Source organism: Bacillus sp. FSL K6-1218 (assembly GCF_038006445.1).
In the GTDB taxonomy this organism is placed as follows: Bacteria; Bacillota; Bacilli; order Bacillales; family Bacillaceae_G; genus Bacillus_A; species Bacillus_A thuringiensis_S.
The window spans coordinates 3,952,675-3,963,561 of the sequence record NZ_JBBOVE010000001.1 but is presented as its reverse complement, the minus strand read 5'-3'; the positions used below and the strand labels follow the sequence as shown (position 1 = coordinate 3,963,561).

Genomic DNA, 10,887 nt, shown 5'->3' with positions numbered 1-10,887 from the left:
AACGACCGCGGGGGAACGCGGTCGTCTTTTATATTATTGTTAAAACTTCATGTAAAGAACAGATAGTAGGAATATCGTACTTGAGTTGTGAGTTATCCCGATTTAACCATATCCCTTGCATCCCAGCTGCTGTACTACTAATCGCATCAGTCTCTAATTGATCGCCAATATAATAGCAATCTTTCATTTCAAGATTCAATTGTAATGCAGTTCTATGAAAAATTTCAGGGTCTGGTTTAGATATACCAAGTTCACTAGAAGTAAATATATATTTGAAATATTGTAGAATGTTTAGGGCAGTTAATTTTTTGACTTGTTGTTCATAGTCACCATTACTAATGATACCTAATGAGTGACCCCCTTGCTGCAAGGTCTGTAATGTATAGTGTACATCTTCAAACGCGGTCCAGTTGTTCTTATATAGTTCTATATATTGCTTGAATCTGTGCTGAGATTCCCAAGGTGATAAGTTTACTCCGTATGCTTTAAATAAATGATACATTCGCATCCCTTGTTGTTCTTCAAAAGATAATTCCTTGGATAAAAATTTGTTGAAATATTTCTCGGATAATTCATGCCATAGCTTCATAGCCTCTAATTCGTTTCCTGAAAAAATATCATTATACTTTTGGAAGAAATGTGAGATACCATTTTTCTCAGCAGTATCGTAATCAAGTAAAGTTCCATCAATATCAAAGAAAATCTCCTCGCTAATAACTATTTAGCGTTTTCCGCAACTTCATATCCTCTTACAAATAATAGCGTCATATAAGAAACGATAAATGAAAAGATGCTGTACATACCAACCCAAAAGAAAAATTTTGGAGTAAAGGCGATAACACCTATTATTAAAAAACTAGCAAACGTTACAAGCGGCATTACGTAATATGTTTTCGTCTTGCGTGTTCCAATAACAGAAACGATAAAGATAAGTAACGGACAAATTAATAAGACGAAAATCAATTCATTCATAGGTATGTCCCCTTTTCTAATTGAAGTAATCTGTTTCTCGTAAACGTTTTGAAAAAATTACTCTCCTAATATAATTTCGCTAAGTGATAACGAATCCCTCTTGAAAACCAGTAATTCATGATGAATTTTACAAGAAAAAATGTAAGCAAGAGAACACTTGCTTACGTTATAAAATAAATATCGCAAAGATAGTGGTGACAATTAAACCGATAACAACCGGTAAAAAGTTTCGGCGTGCAAGTTCAAATGGATCTACCTTGCAAATCGCAGCAGCAGGAATAAGCGCCCAAGGAATTAACGTTCCGCCCCCGGTCCATATAGCCGCAATTTGTCCGAGTGCTGTTAATGTAGCTGTTCCATGACCTAAAGCTGTTCCGAAAAGGTTTGCAACCGAACCAGCAAGTGATATACCGGAAAAACCAGATCCATCTAAGCCTGTTATAACACCTACGATAGCTAATGTTCCCGCCGATACGTATTGGTTTAAAGGGACCGTTTGAGATAAGGCAATCCCTAAGTCGTTAATGATTCCATGTGAACCTTTCGGTAAATAGTCTCCAATAATTTTCACAAAGCCGCTATCTCCTAAATAAAAGAGTGCAGCAATTGGAATAACTGGACCAAAGATTTTAAATCCAAATTGGAGCCCTTCTATAAAATAATCGGTCGTTTTATTTAGTCCATTACCTTTGTAGGCGATGAGAGAAATGATGATAATCATAATAACAGTCGTTCCGCCGATCAGTGCAGTTGCATCACTTCCTTGTAGTTTAAATTGAATCATGCAAAGAATATCGATGACATATACGATTGGAATACAAATAGCGAGCCATTTTTTTGTCCGAGGAGATAAGGAAGTGAGCGCTTTAGAAGACCCAGTTGATGGAATAGACTCTTGTATAGATAAGCCTGTATGAAATTCTTTACGTAAGAAGAAAAATGCGACGGAAGTTGTCACAATACCCATAACAATTACAAGAGGAACACTGGCAGAAACAACGCTGGAAATGGGGAGTCCAGCCGCATCTGCAGTTAATTTCGGTGCACCTTGAATAACGAAGTCGCCAGATAAGGCGATGCCGTGTCCGAATAAGTTCATAGCAATGGCAACCCCAATTGGAGGAAGACCGACGCGTACAGCGACGGGGAATAAAATAGCTCCCATTAAGGCGACAGCTGGAGAAGGCCAAAAAAAGAAAGAAATTGTCATCATTAAAAGGCCGATGATCCAGTAGGCAAGTGCAGGGGTACGAATCATCTTTGTAAATGGTGAAATCATCGTATCATTTATGCCAGTATGAACGAGTAGATTGCTCATTGATACGATAATAGAGATGATTAATATAGTTGGTAATAGCTCAGTAATAGCGTAAATGAAACTTTGAAAAATACCGCTAACGGCAAGAGGGATAGAGCTTGTAGCGGTTAATGCTAATAAAAAGATAAAAACGATACAAATAATCGTCGTATCTTTCCGGAGAATAAAAAAGGTAATAATAGTGAGTAAACAAAGAATATAGAGAGCGTGTAATAGCGTTAATTCAACTCCCATAACATTCACATCCTTAGGCATTCGTGTAGTTTATTGTATGAAAACAGTGAAAGTATGTGAGTATAGGAAAAGAAAAAATGAAATTTCATGTACTGTAATGGTAAGGGGGGGATGGATGATAAAATACAATTAATCCTAAAAATGGAATTTCAGGAGAAGGAGAATGAGGGAGAAAATAGGATATTATGGTGTGCTCGTTTGTTTACTATTATCAGTTATTTCAGGGCAATTTCTTAAAAGTGAATGGGTACCAGTTATATTATGTATAGGAGTATTGATTTTTGCTCCTATGTATCGCTGGGATGAATGGAAAGCATATAGCCGAAAAAAGAAAATTGTTTTCAGCATTGAGTTTGTCATTATAATTAGTACGATTCCGTTTTTGTTATGGAAAGGAAATAAGATAATAGATGGAATTGTAATGTTTCAAGGGTGGTTGTTTATTGCGAAATTGCTATATTTGATATGTATTTTAATGTCGGTAGCGGTACTCGCTAAAAAAGTAAACGAAAAGTTATTCGTTAATGAATAGAAGGAAGTGCCACTTTATTCGGTGGCACTTTCTTATTTTACTGAATGAGCTTTTTGCATCTTCTTAATTAAGCGAATTTGTCCGCGATGATTGATTTCATCTTCAAATACGTGAAACCATTTAAAGTGGTTATTTGCTGGTTTGTCATGCCAAAAGTTTGTCTTTTTAAACAGCCATTCATCAGGTAATGATTGAAAACTTTCAATTGTTTTAGAGCGTACTTCTTGTAATGTATGGATGTAAAATTCTATAGAGTTTCCTTTTATTTTCTCGCGTCCAAGGCTCCCTAACTCAATAGCAGGTAACCAATGTTCTAATTCAGTCTCCGTTGGTTCACGGTCTTCAAAAGTATGAATCTGGTAGTAAAATTCAACAGCAGCCATATGATACAATAACATGCCAATTGAATTTGCTTCCTTATCATATAAATAATCAAGTTCTTCAATTGTTAAATCTTCCACTGCTTGCATTGTTGTATAGCGAGCGTAATTCATCATGCAAACAAGCTTTGAAAATTCTACATGTAAACCCTCTAATTTATCAATTACAAAATTCAATTTAAATTCCCCCTCTTTAAATGAATACTCCAGAGAATGAATTCTATGTGCAAAGAAAAAGTTTTGTTTAAACCTTCATAATATTAACAAGGGATTACAATTAGTTCTCTATTTGATTTTGTAATAATGTCATAACCATCTTTGGTGATGACAATATCATCTTCGATTCTACAACCGCCCCAGTTCGGTATGTAAATGCCCGGCTCAACTGTAACAACCATACCTTCTTGTAAAGTTGCCTTACTTTCTTGGGATAGGCGAAGTGGTTCATGTATTTCTAACCCAAGACCGTGCCCGGTAGAGTGGCCAAAGTATTGACCGTATCCATGTTCTGTAATGTAATCCCTCGTTATATCATCGATACTTTTCGCAGTTTCTCCAGGCTTAATCGCTTCAGTCCCACGTTTTAACGCTTCTCGTACAACATTGTATATTTTTTTGAATTCTTCCGAGGGTTCCCCAATTGCTACGGTACGTGTTATATCGGAACAATATCCGTCGTAAAGTGCACCGAAATCTAATGTAACGATATCGCCTCGTTCGATTATTTTATTTGATGCAACTCCATGGGGAAGTGAAGAACGAACGCCTGAGGCTACAATGATTTGGAATGAAGAAGATGTAGCTCCTTTTTTTCGCATGAAAAATTCTAATTCATCTCGAACGTCAGTCTCGCTTATTCCAGGCTTTAGAAATGTAACAATATGGTGAAATGCTTCGTCAGCGATCGTAGCTGCTATTTTCATTGTTTCTATTTCAGATGTGTCTTTAATAAGTCGAATGTTTTCAATGATCTCACACACTGGAACCATTTCTGTATGTATATATTTTTGTAGTTTCTTAAATTGTTGCAAAGTTATATTATTGTCTTCTATACCAAGTTTTTGAATGTTTAATTTTGATACTTGATTTGCAACTTCTTCCTCTAAATTTCCTTTATGCATAATAATTTCTGCTGCTTTTATTTCCGTTTTTGCTTGATCTACGTAACGGAAATCGGTAATGAAAATAGCTTTATGCACAGTAATTAAGACAACGCCTGCGCTACCTGTAAAGTTTGTTGCGTATTGACGGTTTTCTTTTTTTGTAATAAGTAACCCGTCGATTCCGTAATTATGTAGTTGTTTTTGGATGTTAGTTATTCTTACATTCATTTTAATTCCTCCTTTTTACATTAATAAAGCAAGAATTGTGCCAGTATATTTATTTAGAATAAAAGAAAAGAGGATAGCTGTGTGTCAAAAAAACTAGACGAATGTAAAATAAATATATATAAAATTTTTTACAGTAAGTGTTTATGTGACTGAACAATAATGTAAACTTGCAAACAGAAATCCTCTTAATTTAAATATTATATTTTTTGTATAAATAAATTAAAACAATTGGTATAATAAGGGGTTGTTACGGTTTGTTTGTAGGTAAAGGGATGTAACGAAAAAATTGGGTTAAAGAATGTGAGTATATGAAGAAATTAAGTAAAGTAATGTCATTTTGTTTGGCCGCTAGTATGCTTGTTATAACGGGGTGTGAAACAAGTGAACACAAAGTTCAAGTAAATGAAACGATTGAACAGCTTGATGAAGCGCCAGAAGTGACAGAAAAAGAAGCGAAAAAGATTGTAAGAAAGAGTGTAGATGGAATAGCAAATGCGTTTAGTGAGATGGAAAAAGAAAATGGATGGAGCCGAAATAATCCTGGGGATTTAGAGACAGCTAAAAAAGGAGTTAAAGGATTGGTTTCAGAAAAGTTTGTAGAAAATCAGCTTCCTAAGTCGCTTGCAACATTTAATCGATCAAGAGAGACGGATATGCTACCATTCCCTATTAATATTGAACCGAACATGAGATTAACATATTCACAGAAAAAAGATATTTTAACGATTGAGACTATCACACCTTCAAATGATATGGGAAATGAAGCAGAGATATGGGAATTTATTTTCGTTTATAAAGATGGAAAATGGTTAATGGATAAATGGTCATCTCATACACCGAGCGATTTAAAACTTACGAAGGAAGAAGCTAGTGAATTTCTGAAAATTCAAGGCTTTAAGAATGTTGATTTTGTTAAAGAAGAAGACAGCGGTGACAAAAAATATATTTTTAAAGAAAATGCTAGATTAATTGCTGTAGATGCAAAAACATCGGTTATTACATATGATTTAGATGAGCAAAAACAGGAAAAGGTAGCGAAAGAAAATAGTAGTTCAGGTCAAGAAACGGTTAAGGAAGATAGTGTAAGTTCACAAGTTATTTCTAAAGAAGAGAAGGAAACTACAAAAGAATCTTCAACAGCTTCAGGTAAAACTAAGGCTCTAAATGAATTATCTACTCTAGAAAATCAAGAAAAACATACAAATACCATGTCCGCAAGCGATATAGTAAATGAAATAGAAGGAAATTATCAACTGTGGGATAATAAACTAAATGAAATTTACAGTACATTAAGAAGTACGATGTCAGTTGATGCGTTCCAGTCGTTAAAAACGAAACAAATTGCGTGGGTTAAAGAAAAAGAAAGTAAAGTTAAAGTAATTGGTACTGATACAAATAACGGAACGATGAGACGTATAGAAGCTTCAGAAGAGAAATACAAGATGACAAAAGCAAGATGTTATGAATTAGTAAATGGGTATATGAACTAGTGTGAACGAATATAAAAAATGCGTTGCTTATAAGCAACGCATTTTTGTATTTACGCTTTTAATTTCATTACAATATCAGCATCTGGTGTTACATATACGGTTTGCTGATTGTCGTACGTAACAAAACCAAGTTTTGCACCACTCGGTTTTTTGACATGGCGTATTTTGGTGAAATCAACAGGTACAGAGCTAGACTCTTTCGCTTTACTGTAATAGGCAGCAATTTTGGCAGCTTCTAGTAAAGTTTCTTCAGCAGGCTCTAAAGAGCGAATGACAACGTGAGAGCCAGGTATGTCTTTCGTATGTAACCAAATTTCATCACGGCGGGCAAACTTCGTTGTTAAATAATCATTTTGTTTATTGTTTTTACCAACGAAAATCTCTGTGCCATCACTTGCTAAATATTTATCTAATACTGGTTTAGTAGGTTTTTTCTTTGCGTTTTTCGTTTTGCGATTGCGCACATAACCTTCTTCAGCTAATTCCTCACGAATTTCTTCAATATCTTTTGAAGAAGCAGCTTCCATTTGTTGAAGTAAGCTATCAAAATAAAGAATTTCTTCATTTGTTTTTTCGATTTGTTCTTCTACAACAACAACTGAATTTTTCGCTTTTTGGTACTTTTGGAAATAGCGTTGCGCATTGTCAGATGGTGTTTTTAAAGGATCTAATGTGATTTTTACAGTTCCGCCATTTTCGTCGTAATAGTTAACGACTTCAATATCTTTATCCCCTTTTTTCAAAGCGTACATATTGGCTGTAAGTAGTTCTCCAAATAGTTGATATTTATCTGCTTTTCCGGCATCTTGCAGTGTTTTTTCGAGTTTAATGAGTTTTTTCTCGTTTTTATTTTTTTCGTTTTGCATAAAGCGTTCTAAATCATGAGCTTGTTGTTTTACACGATCACGTTCTGCTTTGCCAAAGAAGAAACGATCTAACAATTCGCTCACTGATGAGAATGTTTTTTCTTCTCCTTGCAAGTGTGTAAGAGGGAAAAGATAAAAGAATTCTTTTCCATTTGCAGTAATCATTGCTGGTGTATATGCATGAGATAGTAATGGTGTTTGTATAGAGAAAAATGCTTCTGATAATGCTTTCTCGTTTACCATACCGGCTTTCTTTACTACTTCTTTTGCAAATAATGGGGATATTCCCATGAAAGCCCCGACGAGTTGTTTATCCATATTTCCAGATAGAAAGTCTAGCGGTCTAATAAAATCATCTGCGGTTTCAATTTGCAGAGGATTGATTTTATGTTGGGCTGGTGGCGCGACGTACTCAGCACCAGCATATACAGTTCGGTGACGGTTTACGGCTAATGAAACGTGTTTTAAGCTATCTAAAATCACGTTTGTTTTCGTATCTAATAAGATAATGTTGCTATGTCGTCCCATTATTTCAATTACTAATGTTTTTAATGATTCGTCTCCGATTTCATTACGACTGCGAACTGTAATTTGGATAATCCGTTCTAAGTCGATTTGTTCAATTTTTTCAATAAATCCACCTTCTAAATGTTTGCGAAGAAGCATACAAAACATCGGCGGTATTGCTGGCGAATCGTAGTTTTGATTCGTTAAGTGCATACGAGCATATGTAGGATGAGATGAAAGAATTAGTTTTTTGTTCTTTCCATTCGCTCGAATATGTAATAAAATCTCGTATTTTGAAGGTTGGTATATTTTAGAAATCCTTCCCGTGTAAAGAGAATTTTCAATTTCATGTGTAATCGCTCTTGTAAATAGTCCATCGAATGCCATTAATGAACACTCCTTTCTAACTAAATGTTAATTATAGCATTTTTTTGGACGAGGCTGAATAAGCTTTCAATAGAGTATGTCTGGAATCAGGAGGTCGATGGCAGGATGAACTGGTATGGAATGCGAGCACATGAAGTGGAAGAAAGAACGAATACGAATGTAAAGGTTGGACTTACAGAGAAAGAAGCAGAAGGGCGAATTAAGAAATTTGGTACAAATGAATTAGAAGAAGCAAAAAGGCCTTCTGCACTAATGGTATTTTTAGCGCAATTTAAAGATTTCATGGTACTCGTTTTGTTTGGAGCAACAATTGTTTCTGCGTTTTTAGGTGAATACATTGATTCTATTGCTATTGTTGCCATTGTTATTATCAATGGTATTCTCGGCTTTTTTCAAGAAAGAAAAGCTGAAAAATCATTGGAAGCTTTAAAGGAACTAGCTGCTCCACAAGTTACTGTAATGCGGAATGGAAAGTGGGTAAAAGCACCATCTAAAGCACTTGTTTTAGGTGATATTATTAAGTTTTCCAGTGGTGATCGTATTGGGGCTGATGTGCGTCTTGTTGAGGCATCAAGTTTATATATTGAAGAGTCTGCTTTGACAGGGGAGTCCGTACCTGTGCAAAAGAAGGTAGAAGCATTGCAAGGGCAAGAGCAAGAGGTTGCAATTGGTGATCAAAAAAATATGGCTTTTATGGGGACAATGATTACGCGAGGATCTGGAACAGGTGTCGTTGTAGCAACTGGTATGAATACAGCGATGGGTCAAATTGCAAATATGTTACAAAATGCAGAGCAAATGGAAACACCACTGCAAAGAAGGTTAGAGCAGCTCGGAAAAATATTAATTATTGTGGCTCTTATTTTGACAGCGCTCGTTGTATTAGCTGGGGTGTATCAAGGGAATGAAGTATATCATATGTTTTTAGCTGGTGTGTCTCTGGCTGTTGCGGCTATTCCAGAAGGGTTGCCAGCAATTGTTACAGTAGCTTTATCACTTGGTGTACAGCGTATGATAAAAAAGAGAGCAATTGTACGAAAGTTACCAGCCGTAGAAACGTTAGGTTGTGCTTCCGTTATATGTTCTGATAAAACGGGGACAATGACGCAAAACAAAATGATGGTAACACATATGTGGTCAGGCGGAGAATTGTGGAAAGTGACAGGGCAAGGATATGAACCTAATGGCTCTTTTATGAAAGGTGAAATAGAAGTGAATCCAGCTAAGACAAAAGCACTTTATCAGCTACTTACATTTGGTTCACTATGTAACAATGCAAATATTATTCAAAAGAAAAAGACGTACGTATTAGATGGAGATCCAACAGAGGGAGCGCTTGTAGCTGCAGCAATGAAAGCTGGGATTACACGTGAGGCATTGAAAGGGAAATTTGAAATTATTCGTGAATTTCCATTTGATTCAACTCGAAAAATGATGAGTGTTATTGTACGAGATCGAGAGGGGAAAAAGTTTATTGTTACGAAGGGAGCACCGGACGTTCTTTTGCAAATGAGTCAAACGATTTTATGGGGGGATAAGCAGCAGCCGTTAAGTGAGTTATATAGAAAAGAAGTACAGGCGGCTATTCATAGCTTAGGTAGTCAAGCGCTTCGAACAATTGCAGTTGCGTTTAAACCTTTAAAAGTCACGGATTCTATTGAACATGAAAGAGACGTTGAAAAAGATTTTATGTTGGTTGGGATACAAGGTATGATTGACCCGCCAAGGCCAGAAGTGGCGCAGGCGGTAAAAGAGTGTAAAGAAGCTGGTATTCGAACAGTAATGATTACAGGTGATCATAAAGTGACAGCAATGGCGATTGCTGAACAATTAGGAGTTTTGCCACCAGATGGGCGCGTTGTTGAAGGCGTAGAACTCGCAAATATGGATGTGGAGGAATTAGAAAATGTTGTAGAAGATACGTATGTATTCGCTCGTGTATCACCTGAGCATAAATTAAAAATTGTTAAGGCACTGCAAAATCAAGGACATATAGTAGCCATGACAGGTGATGGAGTGAACGATGCTCCAGCTATAAAAACAGCGGATATTGGGATAGCGATGGGAATTACAGGGACAGATGTTGCGAAAGAGGCCTCTTCACTTGTTTTACTAGACGATAATTTTGCTACAATTAAATCAGCAATTAAAGAAGGAAGAAATATATACGAGAACATACGTAAGTTTATTCGCTACTTATTGGCGTCAAACGTTGGAGAAATTTTAGTCATGTTATTTGCGATGTTACTTGCATTACCACTGCCGATGGTTCCCATTCAAATTTTATGGGTGAACTTAGTTACTGATGGTTTACCAGCGATGGCATTAGGTTTGGATAAGGCAGAAGGAGATGTGATGAAGAGAACGCCGCGCCACCCGAAAGAAGGGGTATTCGCTAGAGGGCTTGCGTGGAAAATAATAAGTCGAGGGTTTTTAATTGGGGCAGTGACGTTAGTAGCATTTATTATTGCGTATAACCAACATCCAAATGAACTGAAATATGCACAAACTGTAGCGTTCGCGACGTTGGTACTTGCTCAGCTTATTCATGTATTTGATTGTCGTAGTGAGCATTCTGTCTTTCACCGTAATCCATTTGGGAACGTGTATTTAGTAGGGGCGGTTATCATTTCGTTACTACTCATGCTAGTGGTTATATATTATCCACCGTTACAACCGATCTTTAGCACAATGCCGATACAAGCAAGAGATTGGTTATTAATTGGAGGTTTGTCATCAATTCCGACTTTCTTACTAGTAGGTTCTTTATTAACAGGGAAAAAGGCGAAAAAGAAAAAGCCAATATTATATAAGAAGGGATTAAACTTGAAATAGTCAATGTTATGAAAATGTGATATAATTTACAGAAG

The 10,887-nt window shown here is 36.1% G+C and carries 9 protein-coding genes; 3 read left to right on the top strand and 6 right to left on the bottom strand.

Annotation, left to right across the window (positions count from 1 at the left end):
* Positions 1-28: 28 nt before the first annotated feature.
* The 3 genes from MHI26_RS20035 to MHI26_RS20025 all read right to left on the bottom strand — a co-directional run bounded on the left by MHI26_RS20035 (position 29) and on the right by MHI26_RS20025 (position 2,524).
* Entirely contained in the window at positions 29-703 is a 675-nt protein-coding gene (locus tag MHI26_RS20035; protein ID WP_061666365.1) for an HAD family hydrolase, read from the bottom strand.
* A gap of 14 nt (positions 704-717) precedes the next feature.
* Positions 718-972 (bottom strand): YbeF family protein, encoded by a 255-nt coding sequence (locus MHI26_RS20030; protein ID WP_001003940.1) that lies wholly within the window; start codon positions 970-972, stop codon positions 718-720.
* A 166-nt stretch (positions 973-1,138) separates the two neighbouring features.
* The gene (locus MHI26_RS20025) at positions 1,139-2,524 is read right to left on the bottom strand and encodes a hypothetical protein (RefSeq protein WP_000537888.1); all 1,386 of its coding nucleotides are present in this window, start codon (positions 2,522-2,524) and stop codon (positions 1,139-1,141) included.
* A gap of 163 nt (positions 2,525-2,687) precedes the next feature.
* On the opposite strand from MHI26_RS20025, the gene MHI26_RS20020 reads away from it, so the two are divergent.
* Positions 2,688-3,056, top strand: a complete 369-nt coding sequence (locus MHI26_RS20020; RefSeq protein WP_061666366.1) for a YoqO family protein — start codon at positions 2,688-2,690, stop codon at positions 3,054-3,056.
* A 32-nt stretch (positions 3,057-3,088) separates the two neighbouring features.
* Here MHI26_RS20020 and MHI26_RS20015 read toward each other — a convergent pair whose 3' ends face one another.
* Positions 3,089-3,613: a DinB family protein gene (locus MHI26_RS20015; RefSeq protein WP_061666367.1), complete on the bottom strand. Its 525-nt coding sequence runs from the start codon at positions 3,611-3,613 to the stop codon at positions 3,089-3,091.
* A gap of 83 nt (positions 3,614-3,696) precedes the next feature.
* Positions 3,697-4,767: a M24 family metallopeptidase gene (locus MHI26_RS20010; protein WP_001102866.1), complete on the bottom strand. Its 1,071-nt coding sequence runs from the start codon at positions 4,765-4,767 to the stop codon at positions 3,697-3,699.
* A gap of 308 nt (positions 4,768-5,075) precedes the next feature.
* On the opposite strand from MHI26_RS20010, the gene MHI26_RS20005 reads away from it, so the two are divergent.
* On the top strand, positions 5,076-6,257 hold the full coding sequence (locus MHI26_RS20005; protein ID WP_000736522.1) for a lysozyme inhibitor LprI family protein: 1,182 nt from the start codon (positions 5,076-5,078) through the stop codon (positions 6,255-6,257).
* 50 nt (positions 6,258-6,307) lie between these two features.
* Here the strand turns inward: MHI26_RS20005 and MHI26_RS20000 are convergent, their stop codons facing one another.
* Complete coding sequence (locus MHI26_RS20000; RefSeq protein WP_061666368.1) at positions 6,308-8,017, bottom strand: Rqc2 family fibronectin-binding protein; 1,710 nt, start codon at positions 8,015-8,017, stop codon at positions 6,308-6,310.
* A 105-nt stretch (positions 8,018-8,122) separates the two neighbouring features.
* Between MHI26_RS20000 and MHI26_RS19995 the strand changes: the two genes are divergently transcribed.
* Positions 8,123-10,852, top strand: coding sequence for a calcium-translocating P-type ATPase, SERCA-type (locus MHI26_RS19995; RefSeq protein ID WP_001104762.1), 2,730 nt, complete (start codon positions 8,123-8,125; stop codon positions 10,850-10,852).
* Positions 10,853-10,887: the final 35 nt, after the last annotated feature.

Excerpts from the sequence above, each read along its gene's own strand:
- MHI26_RS20000 (WP_061666368.1), bottom strand. The coding sequence starts at position 8,017 with ATGGCATTCGATGGACTATTTACAAGAGCGATTACACATGAAATTGAA.
- MHI26_RS20020 (WP_061666366.1), top strand. The coding sequence starts at position 2,688 with ATGAGGGAGAAAATAGGATATTATGGTGTGCTCGTTTGTTTACTATTA.
- MHI26_RS20010 (WP_001102866.1), bottom strand. The coding sequence starts at position 4,767 with ATGAATGTAAGAATAACTAACATCCAAAAACAACTACATAATTACGGA.
- MHI26_RS20005 (WP_000736522.1), top strand. The coding sequence starts at position 5,076 with ATGAAGAAATTAAGTAAAGTAATGTCATTTTGTTTGGCCGCTAGTATG.
- MHI26_RS20030 (WP_001003940.1), bottom strand. The coding sequence starts at position 972 with ATGAATGAATTGATTTTCGTCTTATTAATTTGTCCGTTACTTATCTTT.
- MHI26_RS19995 (WP_001104762.1), top strand. The coding sequence starts at position 8,123 with ATGAACTGGTATGGAATGCGAGCACATGAAGTGGAAGAAAGAACGAAT.
- MHI26_RS20025 (WP_000537888.1), bottom strand. The coding sequence starts at position 2,524 with ATGGGAGTTGAATTAACGCTATTACACGCTCTCTATATTCTTTGTTTA.